Below are 19,703 nucleotides of genomic sequence, written 5' to 3' on the forward strand. Positions count from 1 at the left end.
GAAAACTCCTACAAAAAATATCATAACGGCATTTTTTCCTTCTGTCAATAATTCAGGACATGTGTCCTTGAAATTTTGTTACAAAAAAGCCTTCTTTCGCTGGGGAAAGAAGGCTTTAAACCAGACAGTATTACTGTCTTGCCTGTTTCAATTTTATTTTTTCATCCACGGGTTTGGGACCACGCTCCTTGGCAACGGCCAGCATGAGTTTCAGGCGGTTGAGCTGATTGACTTCGCTCGAACCAGCATCACAGTCGATGGCCGTGATGTTCGCGCCCTTGTAACTCGTGCGCAGCTCATGCATGACGCCCTTGCCTGTGATGTGGTTGGGCAAACAGCCAAATGGCTGCAGGCAAACGACATTGGGCACTCCTTCATCGATGAGTTTTACCATCTCACCAGTCAGGAACCAGCCTTCGCCCGCCATATTGCCAAGGCTGACATGACGCGCGGCGAGTTCAGCCGTCTCATAAATCGTATGCGGCGGCGTAAAGTGCTTGCTTTCCTTGAGTGCCTTGCGCATCGGTTTGCGGAAGAACTCAATAGCCTTGATGAACAGTTTGCCAAAGAACTGGTCTTTGTACTTGCCGGCAAGCAGCTGATGCTTGGCAATCGAGTCATACGCGGAATAGAGGAAGAAGTCGACAAAATCCGGCATAACAACTTCGGCCCCCTCATCCATGAGCACCTTCTCGATGTGGTTATTGGCCACTGGATGATACTTGACGAGAATCTCGCCGACGATGCCGACCTTCGGCTTCCAGAGTTCTTCATCAATCGGCAGGTTGTCAAAATCGCGCACCATGGCCTTGATATTCTTCTTGAACTTGAAGTAGCTGCCGTGATTGATTTCGGCTTTGCAGCGCTCCATCCACTTGCGGGAAAGTGCCTGCGTCGCACCCTGCGTCGTTTCATACGGCATCATGCGGTTGCGCACATTCATCAGCGTATCGCCATAGATGGCCGCCTTAATCGCATCGGTGAGCATGGCGCGGTCGAGATTGAACGCGTCGGTCTCATCCTTCAAGCCATGCACGGCAAAAACCGGCACCTGCGGATAGCCCGCGTATTTGAGTGCCTCGCGCAAAACGCTCAGATAATTCGTTGCACGGCAGGCACCACAAGTCTGGAACAGCATAATGCTCGTGTGATCCGGGTCGCACATGCCCGACTTTAGCGCCTGAATGAGCTGGCCAATGACGACGATAGCCGGATAGCACATGTCGTTGTTGACATAGCGCAGGCCCGTGTCGATAGCCTCCTTGCCCGGCATCGGCGGGATGACGACATTATAGCCGTACTTGCGGATGGCCGTCTTGAAGAGTTCAAAATGAATCGGCGCCATCTGCGGGGCCAGAATCGTATGCGTAGCCTTGCAGTCCTCGGTAAACCGCGGCCGCGCAATCGGCTTGATTTCCTTGTAAACGACCGGCGTGCGGCGCGTGAGCGCCGCCATCAGCGAGCGCAGGCGGATGCGGGCTGCACCGAGATTCGATACCTCATCGAGCTTAATCATCGTGTAGATGCGGTGATGCTGCTCGAGGATATCCTTGCACTGGCCAGTCGTCAGCGCATCAAGGCCGCAGCCAAACGAACTGAACTGGATCAGCGTCAGATTGTCATGCTCAGCCACAAACTGCGCCGCATGATAAAGGCGTGCATGATAGCTCCACTGATTGACGACCTTGAGTTTGCCAGATTTGACCGGCAGATGATAGACGGCGTCTTCCGAGAGAATCGGCAGTTTATACGACTGGATCATCTCGGGAATGCCGTGGTTGATTTCCGGGTCAACATGATACGGACGGCCGACCAGCAGGATTGCCTGCTCACCAGTCTTTTCGATGCGCGCCAGGATCTTGGCGCCATAGTCGCGGACATCCTGGCGATACTGCTCGATTTCTTTATAGGCTGCCTCGACGGCCGCAGCAATTTCGTGCCTTGAAATCCCTTCCTTGCGCCCAAGTTCCTCATAGAGGCGCACAATCAGGCGCTTCTTATCGTGAATCGGCAGGAACGGCTGGATGAAGTCGATAGCCTGCTCACGCAGGATATCCATATTGCCACGGATATTTTCGGCATACGAAGCGACAATCGGGCAGTTGAAATGGTTGTCCGACTCATTGACATCATCTTCCATGTTATAGGGCTCGCAAGGGTAGAAAATCTTCTTTACACCCTTTTCGATGAGGTCGACGATATGTCCATGCGTGATTTTCGCCGGATAGCAAAGCGAATCCGACGGCACCGTTGCCATGCCCTTATAATACATCTTCGCACTCGACTTGCCTGACAATACGACCTCGTAGCCGAGCGTATCGAGGAACGTAAACCAGAACGGATAGTCCTCGTACATATTGAGCACGCGCGGAATGCCGATGCGGCCGCGTTTTGCCCCTTCATGGGGCTGATAATATTTAAAGACGCGGTCATATTTATATTTGTAAATGTTCGGCGTCTGCTCTTCCGTCTGCTTTTCGCCGCCCACACCGCGCTCACAACGGTTGCCCGTGAAGTACTTGCTACCATCTGGGAACTTCTGCATCGTGATCAGGCACTTGTTGCCGCAGCCTTTGCAGCGGTAGGAACTCGTATCAACCGTAAAATTCTGCAGTTCATCGACCGATAAGACCGCTGACTTTTCCGTCCCGGTTTCAAGGGCCAGGATAGCCGCACCATAGGCGCCCATAAGCCCGGCAATATCCGGGCGGATAACCTCGCGGTCCAGCAGCTGCTCCATGCAGCGCAGCACGGCATCGTTGTAGAACGTGCCGCCCTGAACGACAATATGATCGCCAAGCTCGCGGACATCTTTGAGCTGCATGACTTTGAACAGCGCATTCTTGATGACCGACAGCGCAATGCCGGCCGAAATATCGGCCACTTCTGCGCCCTCTTTCTGCGCCTGCTTGACCTTCGAATTCATGAAGACCGTGCAGCGCGTGCCTAGATCAACCGGTGCTTTGGACGTCAGTGCCTTCTGGGCAAATTCTGCCGGTGTCATGTGCAGGCCCTCGGCAAAATTCTGGATGAACGAGCCGCAGCCTGCCGAGCAGGCCTCATTGAGCGTGATGTTGCCAATGCTGCCATCCTTGACGAAGAAGCACTTCATATCCTGGCCACCGATATCGAGCACGAATGTGACCTCGGGGCAGAACTCCTGCGCCGCGCGCAGGTGCGCAAACGTCTCGACTTCGCCGCCATCAGCATGGATAGCCGCCTTGACGATAGCCTCACCATAGCCCGTCGTCATCGTACCGGCAATCCAGGCCGTCGCCGGCATCGCCTTGTAAAGTTCCTTGAACTCGCGGACAACCGTCGTCAGCGGCGAGCCCTGATTGCTGCCATACGAGGTGTAAAGAATCTCCTTGTCGCGGCCAATTGCCGTTATCTTCGTAGTCGTCGACCCCGCATCGATACCGACATAAACGGGGCCTGCATATTTAGCCAATTCGCCGCGCTTTACCTTATCCTTATCGTGGCGTCGTTTGAATTCCTCATAATCTTTCTCGCTGCCGAACAACGTGAAATCAGCCTTGCGCGTCTCGCTGGCAGCCGCCTCCTTGGCGCGCTCGATGCTCGTCTCAAGCTGCGTTACATCGATGTTCTTCGCCTCATCCGACAAGGCCGAGCCCATCGCGACAAAGTAGTTGCCGTAATCCACAGCGACAACATGCTCCTTGTCGAGCCCCAGCGTCTCGATAAAGCGCTTGCGCAGCTCCGGCAGGAAATGCAGCGGGCCGCCCAGGAAAGCTACATGACCATCAATCGGACGCCCCTGGGCCAGATTGCCAATCGTCTGATTGACTACCGCCTGGAAAATCGACAGCGCAATATCGGCCTTCTCCGCCCCATCATTCATGAGTGCCTGGATATCGGTCTTGGCAAAGACGCCACAACGCGAAGCAATCGTATAGATCTGCTTGCCCTTGGCCGCCAGCTCATTGAGTCCCGGCGCATCCGTCGACAACAGCGATGCCATATGGTCGATGAAGGAGCCTGTACCACCAGCACAGACACCATTCATGCGCTGCTCCGGTGCATCACCGAAATACGTGATTTTCGCATCCTCACCGCCGAGCTCGACAACCGTATCGGTCTGCGGAATAAGCTCGCGGACAGCCGTCGCACAGGCGATAACTTCCTGCACGAACGGCAGGCCAATGCGCTGGGCAATGCCCATGCCAGCCGAACCGGTCAAGGCAAACGAGAATTTCCGGTCGCCGACAATCGTCTTGAGATGTGTCAGATTCTCCTGCAAAGCATTGCCGATTTCCGAAAAGTGGCGAGCGTAGTTCTTGTAGAGAATATTTTTCTCATGGTCCAACACCACCAGTTTGATGGTTGTAGAGCCTACATCAATACCAACCTTTAATAGGGAATTCATAGTTTCACCACCTGAAAAATTGCATACGAGTAAAGACCCTCCTTTTACAGGGTCTTTTCATATTTTACCCCATATACAAGTACCGTGCAAGCCGAATTATCACACAACCAATAAAAATAAGCGCCAGTAATACACAAAACTCTGCGGTTTCCTGCTTACCAACGCCTAAATTCAATATTCGACTTTATAGAGATAGAGCCCACAGGCTGGCGCCGTAGCACTGGCCTGTTTTCGGTCAAGGCTTTCCATAATCCGCTGGAATTCCGCTACGGTGAGCCGGCCCAGCCCCACATTTACCACCGTACCGATGATGTTGCGGACCATATGATAAAGGAACCCATTGCCATGGATAGAAAACTCCAGCATGTCATTTCCCTTTTCTTCCACCTTGGCCTCATACATGGTGCGTATCGGAAGCATCGGCGCACCGCCAGCGGCCCGGAAGGCACTAAAATCATGCGTTCCTACAATGCAGTCCAAAGCCTGCTGCATCGAGACCACATCTAAGGGACGCCGCTCATACCACGCATACCGCTGCGTAAACGGGCTGCCAGTCTCCCCCTGCTGGATGCGGTAGATATACGTCTTGGACTTAGCACTGTGGCGGGCACTGAACTCAAAATCAGCCTCGTGCGCTTCCTTCACCACAATATCCGGCGGCAGCAGGCTGTTGACCGCCCGCACAATCCGCTCAGTCGGAATCGTGCCATTCGTAAAAAAGTTTACCACCTGTCCATAGGCATGGACCCCGGCATCGGTGCGCCCCGACGCCGCCAGTTCAATCGTATCGCCAAAAACGAGCTGCAATTTTTCTTCCAGCACATTCTGTACCGCCACCACCGGCGGCGTCTGCCGCTGGAACCCATGATAGGCCGTCCCATCGTAGGCCACCGTCAAGACGATATTGCGGGCTCTCGCCTTCATCTCCGCTTTATGTTCCGGTTTCATTCCAATCCTTTCTCCATTCAGGTGGACAGCTTGATACCCAGCAAAGCCGCCGTCAAAATGACAAAGCCACCGATCGCCAGATAATCGATGCCACCCGTCTTTAACGATTTCATCTGCGTGCGCCCGATGCCGCCGCGATAACATCTTGCCTCCATCGCCATCGCCAATTCATCCGCGCGCCGAAATGCTGACAGGAACAGTGGCACCAGGATTGGCACCATATTCCGCAAACGTTTCATCACATTGCCCGTCGTAAAATCCGCCCCGCGCGACTGCTGAGCCTTCATGATTTTATCCGTTTCCTCGATAAGTGTCGGAATAAAGCGAAGCGCAATCGTCATCATCATCGCCAGCTCATGCGCCGGAAGGCCGAAGCGCCGAAAAGGCGACAGTAAACTCTCCATCGCATCTGTGAGCTTTAGCGGACTTGTCGTAAACGTCAAAAGAGAACTCATCAAAATGAGCAAAATCAGCCGCAGGGAAATAAAGCATCCCATCTGGATTCCTTCCCAGGTCAGCGTAAAAAGCCAGACCGTCGCAATCGGCGTTCCGGGGTTGCTGAATAAATGAATCACAAACGTAAACAGGATAATCCACCAGAGCGGTTTCAGCGAACGAAGAAGCATGCACAGCGGAACACCTGAAAGAAGCATCATCACCAGGGTAATGGCAGAAAAAATCCCGTAGGCAACGGCATTGCTGAACAGAAAAACTTCGAGCAAAAACAACAGCAAAAGCAGGACTTTCACGCGCGGGTCCATGCGATGCAAGATGCTGTTGCCGGGAAAATATTGTCCAATCGTAATGTTACTCAGCATCTGACAAAGCCTCCCTTATCGCCTTAATCCCCGTCTCCAGCTCGATAGCATTATCGTTTACCGGAATGCCAGCCTCCCGCAGGCGATGGAGCAAATGAAGCATCGCAGGTTCCTGCAAGCCAGCCGCCTGCAAAAGTTCTGTCTGCATAAATGCCTCCTGCGGAGCTGCCTTTATGGCCATTTTCCCATGATTCATGATAATAACCGAATCGGCCAGCCGCGCAATATCCTCCATATTATGCGAAACGAACACAATCGTAAGCTTCCATTTCTTATGCAGCTTGCAAATCGTTTGAATCAGCGCTTCGCGTCCCAGCGGGTCCAGCCCGGCTGTCGGCTCGTCAAGGACAAGATACTTTGGATGAAGTGCCAGCACACCGGCAATGGCCACCCGCCGCTTCTGTCCACCGCTGAGCTGAAAGGGCGAGCGGTCCTTAAATTCATCATACGCGAGCCCCATAAGCTCCATTGATTCCTTGATGCGTTCCTCAAGTTCCTTGCCCTCTATCCCTTGATTCTTGGGACCAAAGGCGATATCTGCCGCAATCGTCTCTTCAAAGAGCTGCTGCTCAGGATACTGAAAAACCATCCCGACTTTATTGCGGGCAGCCATAGCCTCCTTGCGGCCCTGCTTGGAAGAAGCCGCCAGGTCTGTACCATCCACGAGCACCTGACCATTTTCGGGATGCAGCAAGCCATTCAAATGCTGCACCAACGTCGACTTCCCCGACCCGGTATGCCCCGCAATCGCAGTGAAGCTTCCTTCCTCAAGGGTAAACGAAACCGCATCAAGCGCCTTGTGCTCATAAGGTGTCTTCGGCATATATGTATAACTGACTTGTTTTAATTCGATTGACACGTATATGCCTCCAATGCCTCTACCAATTCATCTTCCGTTATAATGCCATCGGGCAATTTGATTCCCTGCCGCCGAAGCTGCCAGGATACTTCCGCCGCCAAAGGTACATCGAGGCCACGCTTCTTCATCCCTGGAACATCGGCAAAAATTTCCCGCGGCGTCCCATCCGCTGCTGCCCTGCCGCTATCCATAAGCACGACCCGGTCAGCCACGGCAGCTTCCTCCATAAAGTGCGTGATATATACAATCGTAATACCGCGCTCCTCATGCAGCTTCCTGACCGTACGCAATACCTCTGCGCGACCCTGCGGGTCAAGCATGGCTGTCGGCTCATCAAGCACCAGGCACTCGGTATCCATCGCCAGCGCTCCGGCAATGGCAATACGCTGCTTTTGCCCGCCCGATAAAAGATGCGGCGCAAAGTTCTTGTACTTTGTCATATTGACCGCTTTTAATGCCTCGTCGACCTTTGCTCGGATTACCTGCGGCTCAAGGCCCAGATTCTCGGGGCCAAACGCCACATCATCCTCCACCACCGCCGCAATGAGCTGGTTGTCTGGATTTTGAAATACCATTCCCACCTGACGGCGAATCTGCCAAAGCTCCTCAAGATTCCGCGTATCCTTGCCATCGACAAGACAAATGCCGGACGTTGGCAAAAGCAATCCATTGATATGCTTTGCCAGCGTAGATTTTCCTGAACCATTCTGCCCCAATATAGCTGTGAAGCTTCCCTTTTCAATCGACAGGTCTAATCCATCAATCGCCCTATGTTCATTTTTCTGGCCTAGATTATAACAATGTGTCAAATCATGGAATTCAATGAATGACATGCAATTCTCCTCTTTTCTATCCGTCACGCCCTCCATTATACCGTGATTTTATCGTTAATTCAAATATTCGCGATAGTTAACAAAAAAAGACCTCAGTCCGAAGACTGAGGTCCTTATGTCATAATTAGACGAGCTCGATGATAACCATCGGTGCAGCGTCACCACGGCGTACGCCGAGTTTCAGGATACGCGTGTAACCGCCCTGGCGGTCAGCGTATTTTGCTGCGATTTCATCAAACAGCTTTCTTACAACATCTTCATCAGACAGGGCAGCAATAGCCTTGCGACGAGCGCTCAGGTCACCACGCTTTGCAAGCGTGATCAGCTGCTCAGCAAATTTGCGGAGCTCTTTTGCCTTTGCTTCCGTCGTCTCAATGCGGCCATATCTGAAGAAGGAAGTAAGAATGCTAGCAAACAGCGCCTTGCGGGCTGCGGAGTTACGTCCTAATTTTCTGTAGCTCATTTATTTCCCTCTTTTCAATCGTTGTTTTCTCTCAGAGCCAAACCGAGTTCCTCGAGCTTCTTCTTGACTTCCTCAAGAGATTTGCGTCCGAGGTTGCGGACCTTCATCATGTCATCTTCCGTCTTCTCAGCAAGGTCAGCGACCGTGTTGATGTTAGCGCGTTTCAGGCAGTTGAAGGAACGTACCGAGAGGTCGAGGTCTTCAATGGTCATTTCGAGGACCTTCGAAGAATCATCCTCTACCTCTTCTGGGAAGGATGCCTCCTCCTCCTCAATCTCATCCGGCAGACCGTCCATGTTCTGGAACAGTTTGAGGTGCATGACGAGAATGCCAGCAGCCTTGCTGACAGCTTCTTCCGGACGAAGCGAACCATCGGTCCAAACTTCAAGAATCAGCTTGTCATAGTCCGTGACATTGCCTACACGCGTATCCTGTACGGTGTAGTTCACGCGCTGTACCGGGGAGAAAATCGAATCAATTGGAATGATACCAATCGAATCTTCCGGCTTCTTGTTCTTATCAGCCGGAACATAGCCGCGGCCGCGTTCAACAGTCATCTCAATTTTGAGTTTGCCCGTCTCATCAACCGTAGCAATATGGAGGTCCGGATTGAGAATCTCAATGTCGGCATCACAGATGATGTCGGCAGCCGTAACTTCCTTTTCGCCTTCCACGTCAATGCGGATAACCTTCGGCTCATTGCCCTGCATCTTGAGGCAGAGCTGCTTCAGGTTCAGGACGATATTGGTTACGTCATCCCGGACACCCGGAATCGTGGAGAACTCATGGAGAACACCATCAATCCGGATGGAGGTAATTGCAGCACCCTCCAGCGAGGACAGCAGCATACGGCGCAGGCTGTTGCCAAACGTCGTGCCATAGCCACGCTCGAGCGGCTCGCAGATGAATTTACCGTAACGGTTGTCTTCACTGATTTCCGCAATTTCAATTTTCGGTTTCTCGATGTCTATCATCTGAAATGAACCTCCTCAATAATCAATGAAACACTATGCACACAGGCACAAATATTCATTATTTGGAGTACAACTCGACGATAGCCTGCTCGTTGACAGGAACATCGATCTCTTCACGGTTCGGGAAACGAGTTACCGTACCCGTAAGGTTAGCCTGGTCAGCCTGGAGCCATGCCGGAGCGGACAGAGCGTTGTTGCTCTCTTTGAGCTCTTTGAAGAAGGCATTGCTCTGGCTCTTCTCGCTAACAGCGATAACATCGTTAGCGGAAACCAGTGCCGAAGGGATGTCAAGGCGTTTGCCGTTGACCGTGAAATGGCCATGACGAACAAGCTGACGAGCCTGACGGCGCGTGTTAGCAAGACCAAGGCGGAAAACGACATTGTCAAGACGACGCTCAAGAAGGCCCAGCAGGTTTTCACCCGTTACACCCTGCATCTTCTTTGCTTTATCATAGTATCCACGGAACTGTTTCTCCAGTACACCGTAGATGAACTTTGCTTTCTGCTTTTCTTTCAGCTGCAAACCATACTCGGAAACCTTACGGTTCGTACGGCGCGGCTGACGTTTCGATTCTTTGGAACGACCAATAACAGCCGGCTCGATGCCAAGTGCACGGCATCTTTTAATGGCTGGTACTCTATCAATTGCCATCTAGTAATTGCACCTCCTATTAAACTCTTCTACGCTTCGGCGGACGGCAGCCATTGTGCGGAATCGGGGTAACATCTTTGATCATGTTAACCTCGAGGCCCGTTGCCTGCAGGGAACGGATTGCGGCTTCACGGCCAGCACCAGGACCCTTAACGTAAACCTCGACCTGCTTGAGGCCGTGCTCCATAGCTGCTTTAGCAGCCGTCTCAGCAGCCATCTGAGCTGCGAACGGAGTGCTCTTACGGGAACCACGGAAACCAAGGCCGCCTGCGCTAGCCCAGGAAAGTGCATTACCGCTCTTATCAGTGAGCGTTACAATCGTGTTATTGAACGTAGAGCTGATATGCGCTACGCCATATTCAATGTTCTTACGAACTTTTTTCTTCGTGCGAACTGCTTTCTTAACTGCCACCAGTTAACCCTCCTTTATTAGTCTTTCTTCTTGCCTGCTACAGCCTTTTTCGGGCCTTTACGCGTGCGGGCGTTGTTCTTAGTGTTCTGTCCACGGACAGGAAGGCCAAGACGGTGGCGACGACCACGGTAGCAGCCGATATCAACGAGTCGTTTGATGTTCATCTGACGCTCACGGCGAAGGTCACCTTCGACGAGAACGCTCTTATCGATGGCATCACGAAGTTTTACAACTTCATCCTCCGTGAGGTCACGCGTACGGGTATCCGGGTTGATGCCAGTCTCCTGAAGAAGATCCTTCGAAGTCTTCAAACCAATACCAAAAATGTACGTCAATGCAATTTCAATTCTCTTGTCACGGGGTAAATCTACACCGGCAATACGTGCCATTAATAAAGCACCTCCTTATTCAATAATTAACCTTGTCTCTGTTTATGTTTCGGATTTTCGCAGATGACCATAACACGGCCTTTGCGTTTAATGACTTTGCATTTTTCACAAATCCGTTTTACTGACGGTTTTACCTTCATCTTGTGGTTGCCCCCTTTTCTTTATTGTCAGTCTCATTTTGCTAGTATACCATGTTTATTCCGTCCTGCCTAGTAGCAAACGAAAAAAAAGGTAAATATTTTTAAACCCGCAAAAGCGGAGATGACTTATTTGAATCGGTAGGTTATACGGCCACGCGTTAAGTCATATGGCGTGAGTTCGATAGTGACTTTGTCACCGGGAAGAATGCGGATGAAGTTCATGCGAATCTTGCCGGATACATGCGCCAGTACAACATGACCATTCTCGAGCTCAACCTGGAACATTGCATTCGGCAGTGCCTCCAGAACTTTGCCCTCTACTTCGATAACATCTTGCTTCGACATGTTTTTCTCCTTTTATGGAAATTGGTTGGGCCAAAGTCATCTAAGGAGCTTTTGCATTTTCTTTTAATGCCATGCCCAACAACAGGTTGTCTATCAATTTCTTATAATCATTGTAATGGGCGGCAAATTATTTTTTTGCCGCCCTTACAATAACTTCTATCGTTCAGTGAATTTCACCAACAGATATAACTCAGTCTTTCAGGGTCTCAACGAGATCTTTCGTGACTTTGTCAATCGCCTGTCTGCCATCAACTTCCGTATAGATGCCAGCTTTCTGATAATACTCAATCAGCGGCTTCGTGGAAGCTTCGTATACGGAAAGGCGATTCGTCATCGTCTCAGCCGTATCGTCCGCACGCTGGAAGAGCTCGCCACCACACTCATCGCAAACGCCGTCCTTCTTGGAAGGATTGAATTTGACATGATAGGTAGCACCGCACTTCTTGCAGATGCGGCGTCCTACTGCTCGCTCAACGAGGTCAGCAGCCGGAACGTTGATGTTCAGTACACGCTTCAGGCTCAAACCGAGGTCCTTCATGATACCGTCGAGAGCATCAGCCTGCTCAACCGTACGCGGGAAACCATCGAGAATGAAACCTTTTTTGCAGTCGTCCTGAGCCAAACGGTCACGCACTATGCCGACCGTAACGGAATCGGGGACAAGATTGCCAGCGTCGATATAGGACTTAGCAAGTTTGCCCATCTCCGTACCTTCCTTCATAGCAGCACGGAACATGTCGCCCGTGGAGATATGCGGAATGTTGAACTCTTTGACCAGTTCAGCCGCCTGCGTGCCTTTGCCGGCACCCGGGGGGCCCATTAACAAGATATGCATGGTTTTGCCTCCTCTTATTTCATGAACCCTTCGTAGTGACGCATTACAATCATGGACTCTATCTGTTTCATCGTCTGCAGCGCAACGCCGACAACGATGAGCAGTGCCGTACCGCCGAAGTAAACCCCTTCAATATGAGTTGCACCAGCAACCAGGTTCGGCAGGACTGCGATAAAGGCCAGGAATATGGAGCCCGCAAGGGTGATACGTGTCATGACATGATCTAAATAATCTGCCGTTGGCTGTCCCGGACGAATGCCCGGGATGAAACCACCGTATTTTTTCAGATTCTCTGCCATATCCGATATCTTTACGGTAACCGCAGTATAAAAATAAGTGAAGAAGATAATCATACCAACGTATAACGTGGTCTGAAGCGGTTTTCCCCACTCAAGATAACTGGCAATCGTTTTTACCCAGGGAATATCAATAAACTGGGCAATAGTTACCGGAAACATCAGCACGGATGACGCAAAGATTATTGGGATAACTCCCGCCTGGTTAACCTTGAGCGGGATATGGCTGGAATGACCACCATAGGCTTTCTGCCCTACCACACGTTTCGCATAAGAAATGGGTATACGGCGGAAGCCGTTCTCAACATGAACAACGAATACAACCATCGCAATCGCGATAACGGCAAACATGAACACGCTGAAGTAGCTAATCGTACCAGCCTGAACGTAGTGATAAATCGTTCCAATGTTTTTCGGCAGAGCAGCAACGATACCAGCAAAGATGATAAGGGAAATGCCATTACCAACGCCCTGTGCCGTAATCTGTTCACCGAGCCACATGAGGAACACCGTACCAGCCGTCAGCGTGATTGCAATAATCAGGATGTTGACCGGATTCGGATTTAATATGGCAGCCTTCAGGCCAATGGACATGCCAATTGCCTGAAAGAATGCCAGCACTACAGTTAAGTAGCGCGTTACCTGGGTGGTTTTCTTATGGCCCTCCTGGCCTTCCTTGGACCACTGCTCCAACGTCGGGATAACAACATTCAGAAGCTGAATGATAATCGCGGCGTTGATATACGGAGTAATGGACATTGCGAAGATGGAGAACTTACTGAAAGCACCACCAGAAAAAAGATCTAACAGACCAAAGAGATTGCCGTTGGCAAATAATTGCTCAATTGCCGTCGGGTCAACTCCTGGTACCGGAATATGGGTTCCCATCCGGAAAATCGCAAACATAATCAGCGTAAACGTGATTTTCTGGCGAAGTTCCGGGATTTTCCATACATTGCCAAGGGCTGAGAGCACCTCAGATCACCTCGACTTTGCCGCCTGCTGCCGTAATCTTCTCTTCTGCAGATTTCGTGAAGCCGTTAGCGCGAACCGTCAGCTTCTTCGTGAGCTCGCCATTGCCGAGAACACGGATGCCGTCCTGAACGTTCTTCAGGATACCGGACTCAACCAGAGCTACCGGATCAACCGTTGCACCATCCTCGAAACGATTCAGGGACTCAACGTTAACCTCAGCGTAGGTCTTAGCCCAGATATTCTTGAAGCCGCGTTTCGGGAGACGACGATAGAGCGGCATCTGGCCACCCTCGAAGCCGGTGCGAACGCCGCCGCCGCTACGAGAATTCTGACCTTTCATGCCCTTACCGGAAGTCTTGCCGTTGCCGGAGCCGATACCGCGGCCTACACGGTTGCGGACTTTACGGGAACCAGCTGCTGGCTGTAATTCATGTAATTTCATCTAGTGCACCTCCTGTTCTATGATTAGTCTGCGATTTCTTCTACTGCGATCAGATGCTCAACTTTGTGGAGCTGGCCACGGATGGCCGGGTTATCCGGAAGCTCAACAACAGAGTTGATTTTGCGCAGGCCCAGAGCGCGAACCGTCTTGCGCTGCGTTTCCGGGCGGCCGATGAGGCTTCTTTTAAGCGTAACTTTAACTTTTGCCATTGTACAGCCTCCTATTAACCTAAGATTTCCTGAACCGTTTTACCACGGAGCTCTGCAACTGCTTCAGCATTCTTCAGAGCCTTGAGGCCTTCAACCGTTGCACGAACCATGTTGTTCGGGTTGGAAGAACCGAGGGACTTCGTCAGAATATCTTTGATACCTGCGAGCTCGAGTACGGCACGAGCCGGGCCACCAGCGATGACACCAGTACCTTTTGCAGCCGGTTTGAGCATTACGCGGCCAGCACCGAAGATACCAACCATTTCATGAGGAATCGTGCGCTCATCGAGGAGAGAGATCTCTACGAGATTCTTCTTTGCATCCTCAACGCCTTTACGGATTGCCTCCGGAACCTCAGCAGCTTTGCCGAGGCCAACGCCAACTTTGCCTTTCTTGTTGCCAACAACGACAAGGGCGCTGAACGAGAAGCGACGGCCGCCTTTGACGACTTTAGCTACTCGATTGATATATACAACTTTCTCCTCAAACTCTGGAGTTTCGTTGTCCATATTTCTAGCCATTCATTTACCTCCTTATATCGATGATTTAGAATTTCAGACCAGCTTCACGAGCGGCCTCAGCCAGGGCAGCAACACGGCCATGGTAAACATAACCGCCACGGTCAAATACGACCTCTTTGATGCCCTTTTCGAGAGCGCGTTTAGCAACTTCAGCACCGACAGCTTTTGCAGCCTCGATGTTACCACCGTAGTTCTCGAAACCCTTATCCTGGGAGCTAGCGGACACGAGCGTCACGCCGTTCTCATCATCAATAACCTGAGCGTAAATGTTTGCCAGGCTGCGATAAACGTTGAGGCGCGGACGAGCTGCCGTACCTGCGATATGGTTGCGGACACGCAGATGACGTTTCTGACGTGCCTTATTCTTATCTGCTTTAAGAAGCACAGGGATTCACTCCTTTCTCGAATCAGTACCTTATTTCTTACCCTTTGCGCCAGCTTTACCCTCTTTACGACGGATATGCTCGCCAGCATATTTGATACCTTTGCCTTTGTACGGCTCCGGCTCACGGAAGCTGCGGATTTCAGCAGCAATCTGGCCAACGACTTCTTTATCGATACCAGAAACCGTGATAGCGTTCGCAGACGGGCACTCGAATTTGATGCCCTGCGGCGGCTCAACAACAACCGGGTGAGAGAAACCAAGGGACAGGTTCAGCGTGTTGCCCTTAAGCTGGGCACGGTAGCCGACACCATTGATTTCGAGATTCTTGGAGAAACCTTCCGTTACACCAACAACCATGTTGTTGATGAGGGAACGGGACAGACCATGGAGAGATCTGTGGTTCTTATCGTCGGACGGACGCTCGACTTTAATGATTGCGCCATCGACAGTTACTTTAATATCCGGATGAATATGGCGGGAAAGTTCACCTTTCGGGCCCTTTACTTTGACCAGATTGTCCTCGCCAACCGTAACGGTTACGCCAGCTGGGATTTCAATCGGTGCATTACCAATTCTTGACATCTGTACACCTCCTGACTACTTCGATTACCAAACGTATGCAACGACTTCGCCGCCGAGACCAGCTTTACGAGCCTGTTTGTCGCTCATGATTCCCTTGGACGTGGAAATGATAGCGATGCCGAGGCCGCCGAGAACGCGCGGGAGCTCATCGTGTTTAGCATACTGACGAAGGCCAGGCTTCGAGATGCGTTTGATACCGGAAATAACCTTCTCACGGTTCGGACCGTATTTGAGGGAAACAGTGATGACACCCTGTTTGTTATCCTCAGTGAAGGTGTAGTCATTGATGAAACCCTCTTCCTTCAAGACTTCTGCGATAGCGGTCTTGACTTTGGAACCCGGGATTTCAACACTCTCGTGGAATACATTGTTTGCATTGCGCAAACGAGTCAGCATATCTGCAATAGGATCAGTCATTGCCATTGAATCGATATCCTCCTTTTATCTTTAAATAATTACCAGCTGGCTTTGGTTACGCCAGGAATAGCGCCTTTGTAGCTCTGCTCACGGAAGCAGATACGGCACATGTCAAATTTACGCATGTAGCCGTGCGGACGGCCGCAGATTTTGCAGCGATTATAAGCGCGCGTGGAGAATTTCGGCTCTTTGCTCCACTTTTCTACCATAGACTTCTTAGCCAAATTTCCTTACCTCCTTATGCACTGAACGGCATACCCATGAGTTTCAGGAGCTCTCTGGCTTCTTCATCCGTCTGTGCCGTCGTAACGATAACAATGTTCATGCCACGGATCTTGTCGATTTTATCGTACTCGATTTCCGGGAAGATCAGCTGCTCTTTGAGGCCGATAGCGTAGTTACCGCGACCATCGAAAGCTTTGTCGCTTACGCCACGGAAGTCACGAACACGCGGGAGTGCAACGTTCATGAACTTGTCGAGGAACTGATACATACGCGTGCCGCGCAGCGTTACTTTGCAGCCGATTGGCATGCCTTCACGAAGCTTCCAAGCAGCGAGAGATTTTTTTGCACGAGTCAGCAGCGGTTTCTGACCGGAGATGATCGTCAGATCACCAACAGCAGAATCCAGAGCTTTCGGGTTACCGACAGCTTCGCCAACACCCATGTTGATGATGACTTTCTCGATTTTCGGAAGCTGCATGACGTTTTTATAACCGAATTTCTCGGTCATTGCCTTGCAAACTTCATTCTGGTATTTTTCCTGTAATCTATCCACTTATGCTCCTCCTTTCCTGATTATTTCGTCTGGTCGATAACTTCGCCGCATTTCTTGCAGGCGCGAACCATCTTACCATTTACTTCTTTGTGAGCAACGCGCGTTGCTTTGGAGCAAGCCGGGCAAACGAGCATAACTTTGCAAGCATGCATCGGAGCCTCTTTAACGAGGATACCACCCTGCGGAGCCTTCTGGTTCGGTTTCGTGTGACGTTTTACTTTGTTAACGCCCTCGACAACAACCTTACCTTTTTTCGGCATAGCCGTAACGACTTTGCCCTGTTTGCCTTTATCTTTACCGGACAGCACAACGACCGTGTCGCCCTTTTTTACGTTCAATTTAACGAATGCCAAAATCGCACCTCCTCACAATTAAAGTACTTCAGGAGCCAGAGATACGATCTTCATGAAGTCTTTATCGCGAAGCTCTCTAGCTACCGGTCCGAAAATACGCGTGCCTTTCGGAGTCTTATCGTCTTTGATGATAACGGCTGCGTTCTCATCGAAACGAATGTAAGAGCCATCCGTACGACGCAGGCCTTTTACGCTGCGAACTACAACTGCTTTAACGACATCGCCCTTCTTGACCGTGCCGCCCGGTGCAGCCGATTTGACTGCAGCTACGATTACATCACCAATGTTAGCGTATTTGCGATAAGAACCGCCGAGAACACGGATGCACATGATTTCTTTTGCACCAGTGTTATCGCCAACATTCAGGATAGTTTGCTGTTGGATCATTGTTTGACCTCCTTCTTCGATATTTTTGGATTATTTAGCTCTCTCGATTACTTCGACAACTCTCCAACGTTTCGTCTTGGACAGCGGGCGAGTTTCCATCAGAGAAACTTTATCGCCAACATGAGCATCGTTTTTCTCATCATGGGCATGGAACTTAACCGTTCTCTTTACCGGCTTTTTGTACAGTTTGTGCTGCTCGAGTTCCTCGATAGCAACGACAACCGTTTTATCCATTTTATCGGAAATGACTTTACCGATTCTTACTTTACGTACGTTTCTTTCGCTCATTAGGGAGCCTCCTTCCTTCTGCATATCAGTTTGCGATTAAGCCTTGAGCTCAGTCTCGCGCTGGATCGTCTTAATACGAGCGATCGTCTTCTTTACTTCTTTGATACGCATCGGGTTCTCAAGCTGGCCAGTAGCGAGCTGGAAACGGAGGTTGAACAGTTCCTCTTTGAGCGAAGCAAGTTTCTGGTTAAGCTCGTCAGCACTCATCTCACGAATCTCATTAACCTTCATTTACTTCACCGCCCTCTGCTTTAGTGTCTTCTTTAACAACGAACTTCGTCTTGATTGGCAGTTTGTGGCCTGCAAGACGCATAGCTTCCTGTGCAACTTCACGGGATACACCGTCCATCTCAAAGAGGACGCGGCCCGGCTTAACAACTGCAACCCAGTACTCCGGCGAACCTTTACCGGAACCCATGCGGGTCTCAGCCGGTTTAGCCGTTACCGGCTTATCCGGGAAGATCTTAATCCAAACCTGACCGCCACGTTTGATGTAACGGGTCATAGCGATACGAGCAGCCTCAATCTGGCGGTTCGTGATCCAAGCCGGCTCAAGAGCGACCAGACCATACTCACCATGGCTAACCGTGTTGCCGCGATGAGCTTTACCCTTCATACGGCCACGGAACTGTTTGCGATATTTTACTCTCTTTGGTAATAACATTAAGCTTCGCTCCCTTCAGCTACAGCCTTGCGCTGCTTTCTTTCCGGAAGAACTTCACCCTTGAAGATCCATACTTTTACGCCGATATCGCCGTAAGTCGTATGAGCCGTTGCCGTACCATAATCGATATCAGCACGCAGCGTGTGAAGAGGAATGCTGCCTTCGCGGTAGGATTCCTTGCGGGCAATTTCTGCACCGCCGAGACGACCACCAAGAGCGACCTTGATGCCCTTTGCGCCGAGACGCATCGTGCGGCCAACGGCCTGCTTCATTGCGCGGCGGAAAGCGATGCGGCGCTCCAGCTGCTGAGCGATGTTCTCAGCGACGAGCGTTGCGTCCATATCCGGCTGTTTAATTTCAGCAATGTTGATGTCAACACGTTTTTCCGTGTATTTCTTCAGACCTTCTTTGATCTGCTCAATGCCCGAACCACCACGGCCGATTACCATACCCGGTTTAGCAGTATGGATCGTCAGCTTAAGACGGTTTTTGCTGCGCTCCGTCTCGATTCTGGACACACCGGCTGCCTGAAGGCTCTGCTTCAGATAGTCACGGATTTTAATATCTTCATGCAGGTTTGCTGCAAAATCTTTATCTGCATACCACTTAGCATCCCAAGTCTTGACGATGCCAAGGCGAATACCATGCGGATTTACTTTCTGACCCAATCCGTTTCCCTCCTTATTAGTTCTTCTCGTCGACGACGATGGTTACATGGGACGTGCGCTTCAAAATCTTGAAAGCCTGTCCACGGGAACGCGGATGGATACGTTTGAGCGTCGGACCCTGGTCAGCGAAAGCCGTTTTGATAAACAGCTTGTCAACGTCCATATCAAAATTGTTCTCAGCGTTTGCAACAGCGGAACGCAGAACCTTCTCTACTACATCAGCGCCAGCTTTCGGCGTGAATTTAAGGATCGCAAATGCCTCTGCAACGTTCTTGCCACGGATAAGATCCAGGACGATACGAACTTTGCGCGGAGTGATGCGAACAAATTTAGCTACTGCTTTAGATTCCACAAGGATTCTCCTTTCGCAAAATTATCTAAGTCCGGTCTTTCTCTCTTCGCCAGCATGACCCTTGAACGTACGGGTCGGTGCGAATTCGCCGAGTTTATGACCAACCATATCTTCCGTGATGTAAACCGGTACATGTTTACGGCCGTCATGAACGGCAATCGTGTGACCGACGAAATCAGGGAAAATCGTGGAGCTTCTCGACCAGGTCTTTACAACTTTTTTATCGTTAGCTTCGTTGAGAGCCTCGATTTTCTTCATGAGGCTTTCTGCAACGTAAGGTCCCTTTTTAATAGATCTTGACAAAGTGTCTCCTCCTTTCGTCAGGCGGCAT

General features: G+C 50.8%; 30 protein-coding genes. All 30 read right to left on the minus strand.

Features of this window, described 5'->3' with window-relative positions; genetic code table 11:
* Positions 1 to 130: 130 nt before the first annotated feature.
* Positions 131 to 4,387 carry a 2-hydroxyacyl-CoA dehydratase gene (locus tag FZ040_RS07295; protein ID WP_149171401.1) on the minus strand — a complete coding sequence of 1,419 codons (4,257 nt, stop codon included), beginning with the start codon at positions 4,385 to 4,387 and terminating at the stop codon, positions 131 to 133.
* A gap of 171 nt (positions 4,388 to 4,558) precedes the next feature.
* Positions 4,559 to 5,335, minus strand: coding sequence for a tRNA pseudouridine(38-40) synthase TruA (truA, locus tag FZ040_RS07300; protein ID WP_149171402.1), 777 nt, complete (start codon positions 5,333 to 5,335; stop codon positions 4,559 to 4,561).
* 17 nt (positions 5,336 to 5,352) lie between these two features.
* Complete coding sequence (locus FZ040_RS07305) at positions 5,353 to 6,153, minus strand: energy-coupling factor transporter transmembrane component T family protein (protein ID WP_149171403.1); 801 nt, start codon at positions 6,151 to 6,153, stop codon at positions 5,353 to 5,355.
* Positions 6,143 to 7,012: an energy-coupling factor transporter ATPase gene (locus FZ040_RS07310; protein ID WP_149171404.1), complete on the minus strand. Its 870-nt coding sequence runs from the start codon at positions 7,010 to 7,012 to the stop codon at positions 6,143 to 6,145. The genes FZ040_RS07305 and FZ040_RS07310 overlap by 11 nt, the downstream gene beginning before the upstream one ends.
* The gene (locus FZ040_RS07315) at positions 6,997 to 7,845 is read right to left on the minus strand and encodes an energy-coupling factor transporter ATPase (RefSeq protein WP_149171405.1); all 849 of its coding nucleotides are present in this window, start codon (positions 7,843 to 7,845) and stop codon (positions 6,997 to 6,999) included. The genes FZ040_RS07310 and FZ040_RS07315 overlap by 16 nt, the downstream gene beginning before the upstream one ends.
* 124 nt (positions 7,846 to 7,969) lie before the next feature.
* Positions 7,970 to 8,308, minus strand: a complete 339-nt coding sequence (gene rplQ / locus FZ040_RS07320; RefSeq protein ID WP_033169642.1) for a 50S ribosomal protein L17 — start codon at positions 8,306 to 8,308, stop codon at positions 7,970 to 7,972.
* A gap of 14 nt (positions 8,309 to 8,322) precedes the next feature.
* Positions 8,323 to 9,282 (minus strand): DNA-directed RNA polymerase subunit alpha, encoded by a 960-nt coding sequence (locus tag FZ040_RS07325; RefSeq protein ID WP_074513524.1) that lies wholly within the window; start codon positions 9,280 to 9,282, stop codon positions 8,323 to 8,325.
* 58 nt (positions 9,283 to 9,340) lie between these two features.
* Positions 9,341 to 9,934: a 30S ribosomal protein S4 gene (gene rpsD / locus FZ040_RS07330; RefSeq protein ID WP_074513525.1), complete on the minus strand. Its 594-nt coding sequence runs from the start codon at positions 9,932 to 9,934 to the stop codon at positions 9,341 to 9,343.
* Positions 9,935 to 9,953: 19 nt separating this feature from the next.
* Positions 9,954 to 10,346, minus strand: a complete 393-nt coding sequence (gene rpsK, locus FZ040_RS07335; protein ID WP_005842142.1) for a 30S ribosomal protein S11 — start codon at positions 10,344 to 10,346, stop codon at positions 9,954 to 9,956.
* A gap of 17 nt (positions 10,347 to 10,363) precedes the next feature.
* Positions 10,364 to 10,735: a 30S ribosomal protein S13 gene (gene rpsM, locus FZ040_RS07340; RefSeq protein WP_033169645.1), complete on the minus strand. Its 372-nt coding sequence runs from the start codon at positions 10,733 to 10,735 to the stop codon at positions 10,364 to 10,366.
* A 26-nt stretch (positions 10,736 to 10,761) separates the two neighbouring features.
* Entirely contained in the window at positions 10,762 to 10,875 is a 114-nt protein-coding gene (gene rpmJ, locus FZ040_RS07345; RefSeq protein WP_014423857.1) for a 50S ribosomal protein L36, read from the minus strand.
* Between the two features lie 126 nt (positions 10,876 to 11,001).
* Positions 11,002 to 11,220: a translation initiation factor IF-1 gene (infA, locus tag FZ040_RS07350; protein ID WP_009645081.1), complete on the minus strand. Its 219-nt coding sequence runs from the start codon at positions 11,218 to 11,220 to the stop codon at positions 11,002 to 11,004.
* A gap of 190 nt (positions 11,221 to 11,410) precedes the next feature.
* Positions 11,411 to 12,055: an adenylate kinase gene (locus FZ040_RS07355; RefSeq protein ID WP_149171406.1), complete on the minus strand. Its 645-nt coding sequence runs from the start codon at positions 12,053 to 12,055 to the stop codon at positions 11,411 to 11,413.
* A 14-nt stretch (positions 12,056 to 12,069) separates the two neighbouring features.
* On the minus strand, positions 12,070 to 13,326 hold the full coding sequence (gene secY, locus FZ040_RS07360) for a preprotein translocase subunit SecY (RefSeq protein WP_033169647.1): 1,257 nt from the start codon (positions 13,324 to 13,326) through the stop codon (positions 12,070 to 12,072).
* Position 13,327: 1 nt separating this feature from the next.
* A complete protein-coding gene (gene rplO, locus FZ040_RS07365) occupies positions 13,328 to 13,768 on the minus strand; it encodes a 50S ribosomal protein L15 (RefSeq protein WP_033169648.1) in 441 nt (146 codons plus the stop codon).
* Between the two features lie 23 nt (positions 13,769 to 13,791).
* The gene (gene rpmD, locus FZ040_RS07370) at positions 13,792 to 13,977 is read right to left on the minus strand and encodes a 50S ribosomal protein L30 (protein ID WP_033169649.1); all 186 of its coding nucleotides are present in this window, start codon (positions 13,975 to 13,977) and stop codon (positions 13,792 to 13,794) included.
* Between the two features lie 14 nt (positions 13,978 to 13,991).
* The gene (gene rpsE, locus FZ040_RS07375) at positions 13,992 to 14,498 is read right to left on the minus strand and encodes a 30S ribosomal protein S5 (RefSeq protein ID WP_149171407.1); all 507 of its coding nucleotides are present in this window, start codon (positions 14,496 to 14,498) and stop codon (positions 13,992 to 13,994) included.
* A gap of 25 nt (positions 14,499 to 14,523) precedes the next feature.
* Positions 14,524 to 14,883, minus strand: a complete 360-nt coding sequence (rplR, locus tag FZ040_RS07380; protein WP_033169651.1) for a 50S ribosomal protein L18 — start codon at positions 14,881 to 14,883, stop codon at positions 14,524 to 14,526.
* A 30-nt stretch (positions 14,884 to 14,913) separates the two neighbouring features.
* Entirely contained in the window at positions 14,914 to 15,465 is a 552-nt protein-coding gene (rplF, locus tag FZ040_RS07385) for a 50S ribosomal protein L6 (RefSeq protein WP_149171408.1), read from the minus strand.
* Positions 15,466 to 15,489: 24 nt separating this feature from the next.
* Positions 15,490 to 15,888 carry a 30S ribosomal protein S8 gene (rpsH, locus tag FZ040_RS07390; protein ID WP_033169653.1) on the minus strand — a complete coding sequence of 133 codons (399 nt, stop codon included), beginning with the start codon at positions 15,886 to 15,888 and terminating at the stop codon, positions 15,490 to 15,492.
* Between the two features lie 32 nt (positions 15,889 to 15,920).
* The gene (locus FZ040_RS07395) at positions 15,921 to 16,106 is read right to left on the minus strand and encodes a type Z 30S ribosomal protein S14 (RefSeq protein WP_033169654.1); all 186 of its coding nucleotides are present in this window, start codon (positions 16,104 to 16,106) and stop codon (positions 15,921 to 15,923) included.
* A 14-nt stretch (positions 16,107 to 16,120) separates the two neighbouring features.
* Complete coding sequence (gene rplE / locus FZ040_RS07400) at positions 16,121 to 16,660, minus strand: 50S ribosomal protein L5 (RefSeq protein ID WP_033169655.1); 540 nt, start codon at positions 16,658 to 16,660, stop codon at positions 16,121 to 16,123.
* A 20-nt stretch (positions 16,661 to 16,680) separates the two neighbouring features.
* Entirely contained in the window at positions 16,681 to 17,013 is a 333-nt protein-coding gene (gene rplX, locus FZ040_RS07405; RefSeq protein ID WP_033169656.1) for a 50S ribosomal protein L24, read from the minus strand.
* An 18-nt stretch (positions 17,014 to 17,031) separates the two neighbouring features.
* Positions 17,032 to 17,400, minus strand: coding sequence for a 50S ribosomal protein L14 (gene rplN, locus FZ040_RS07410; RefSeq protein WP_033169657.1), 369 nt, complete (start codon positions 17,398 to 17,400; stop codon positions 17,032 to 17,034).
* Between the two features lie 30 nt (positions 17,401 to 17,430).
* On the minus strand, positions 17,431 to 17,688 hold the full coding sequence (gene rpsQ, locus FZ040_RS07415; protein WP_033169658.1) for a 30S ribosomal protein S17: 258 nt from the start codon (positions 17,686 to 17,688) through the stop codon (positions 17,431 to 17,433).
* A gap of 36 nt (positions 17,689 to 17,724) precedes the next feature.
* Positions 17,725 to 17,919: a 50S ribosomal protein L29 gene (rpmC, locus tag FZ040_RS07420; protein ID WP_033169659.1), complete on the minus strand. Its 195-nt coding sequence runs from the start codon at positions 17,917 to 17,919 to the stop codon at positions 17,725 to 17,727.
* The gene (rplP, locus tag FZ040_RS07425; RefSeq protein ID WP_033169660.1) at positions 17,909 to 18,352 is read right to left on the minus strand and encodes a 50S ribosomal protein L16; all 444 of its coding nucleotides are present in this window, start codon (positions 18,350 to 18,352) and stop codon (positions 17,909 to 17,911) included. The genes rpmC and rplP overlap by 11 nt, the downstream gene beginning before the upstream one ends.
* Complete coding sequence (gene rpsC / locus FZ040_RS07430; RefSeq protein ID WP_033169661.1) at positions 18,352 to 19,020, minus strand: 30S ribosomal protein S3; 669 nt, start codon at positions 19,018 to 19,020, stop codon at positions 18,352 to 18,354. The genes rplP and rpsC overlap by 1 nt, the downstream gene beginning before the upstream one ends.
* A gap of 16 nt (positions 19,021 to 19,036) precedes the next feature.
* Positions 19,037 to 19,372: a 50S ribosomal protein L22 gene (rplV, locus tag FZ040_RS07435; protein ID WP_033169662.1), complete on the minus strand. Its 336-nt coding sequence runs from the start codon at positions 19,370 to 19,372 to the stop codon at positions 19,037 to 19,039.
* A 21-nt stretch (positions 19,373 to 19,393) separates the two neighbouring features.
* Complete coding sequence (rpsS, locus tag FZ040_RS07440) at positions 19,394 to 19,675, minus strand: 30S ribosomal protein S19 (protein ID WP_033169663.1); 282 nt, start codon at positions 19,673 to 19,675, stop codon at positions 19,394 to 19,396.
* Between the last annotated feature and the right edge of the window lie 28 nt (positions 19,676 to 19,703).

Origin of the sequence: Pseudoselenomonas ruminis, assembly GCF_008271295.1 — a bacterium.
Taxonomy (GTDB): Bacteria; Bacillota; Negativicutes; order Selenomonadales; family Selenomonadaceae; genus Selenomonas_A; species Selenomonas_A ruminis.

Coding starts and splice junctions, on each gene's coding strand:
- rplQ (WP_033169642.1), bottom strand. CDS start 8,308: ATGAGCTACAGAAAATTAGGACGTAACTCCGCAGCCCGCAAGGCGCTG.
- FZ040_RS07295 (WP_149171401.1), bottom strand. CDS start 4,387: ATGAATTCCCTATTAAAGGTTGGTATTGATGTAGGCTCTACAACCATC.
- rpsQ (WP_033169658.1), bottom strand. CDS start 17,688: ATGAGCGAAAGAAACGTACGTAAAGTAAGAATCGGTAAAGTCATTTCC.
- rpsE (WP_149171407.1), bottom strand. CDS start 14,498: ATGGCTAGAAATATGGACAACGAAACTCCAGAGTTTGAGGAGAAAGTT.
- rpmD (WP_033169649.1), bottom strand. CDS start 13,977: ATGGCAAAAGTTAAAGTTACGCTTAAAAGAAGCCTCATCGGCCGCCCG.
- rpsH (WP_033169653.1), bottom strand. CDS start 15,888: ATGGCAATGACTGATCCTATTGCAGATATGCTGACTCGTTTGCGCAAT.
- rpsM (WP_033169645.1), bottom strand. CDS start 10,735: ATGGCACGTATTGCCGGTGTAGATTTACCCCGTGACAAGAGAATTGAA.
- truA (WP_149171402.1), bottom strand. CDS start 5,335: ATGAAACCGGAACATAAAGCGGAGATGAAGGCGAGAGCCCGCAATATC.
- rplP (WP_033169660.1), bottom strand. CDS start 18,352: ATGTTATTACCAAAGAGAGTAAAATATCGCAAACAGTTCCGTGGCCGT.
- FZ040_RS07305 (WP_149171403.1), bottom strand. CDS start 6,153: ATGCTGAGTAACATTACGATTGGACAATATTTTCCCGGCAACAGCATC.
- FZ040_RS07355 (WP_149171406.1), bottom strand. CDS start 12,055: ATGCATATCTTGTTAATGGGCCCCCCGGGTGCCGGCAAAGGCACGCAG.
- rplN (WP_033169657.1), bottom strand. CDS start 17,400: ATGATCCAACAGCAAACTATCCTGAATGTTGGCGATAACACTGGTGCA.
- rplF (WP_149171408.1), bottom strand. CDS start 15,465: ATGTCAAGAATTGGTAATGCACCGATTGAAATCCCAGCTGGCGTAACC.
- FZ040_RS07325 (WP_074513524.1), bottom strand. CDS start 9,282: ATGATAGACATCGAGAAACCGAAAATTGAAATTGCGGAAATCAGTGAA.
- rpmJ (WP_014423857.1), bottom strand. CDS start 10,875: ATGAAGGTAAAACCGTCAGTAAAACGGATTTGTGAAAAATGCAAAGTC.
- rpmC (WP_033169659.1), bottom strand. CDS start 17,919: ATGAAGGTTAATGAGATTCGTGAGATGAGTGCTGACGAGCTTAACCAG.
- rpsD (WP_074513525.1), bottom strand. CDS start 9,934: ATGGCAATTGATAGAGTACCAGCCATTAAAAGATGCCGTGCACTTGGC.
- FZ040_RS07315 (WP_149171405.1), bottom strand. CDS start 7,845: ATGTCATTCATTGAATTCCATGATTTGACACATTGTTATAATCTAGGC.
- infA (WP_009645081.1), bottom strand. CDS start 11,220: ATGTCGAAGCAAGATGTTATCGAAGTAGAGGGCAAAGTTCTGGAGGCA.
- rplO (WP_033169648.1), bottom strand. CDS start 13,768: ATGAAATTACATGAATTACAGCCAGCAGCTGGTTCCCGTAAAGTCCGC.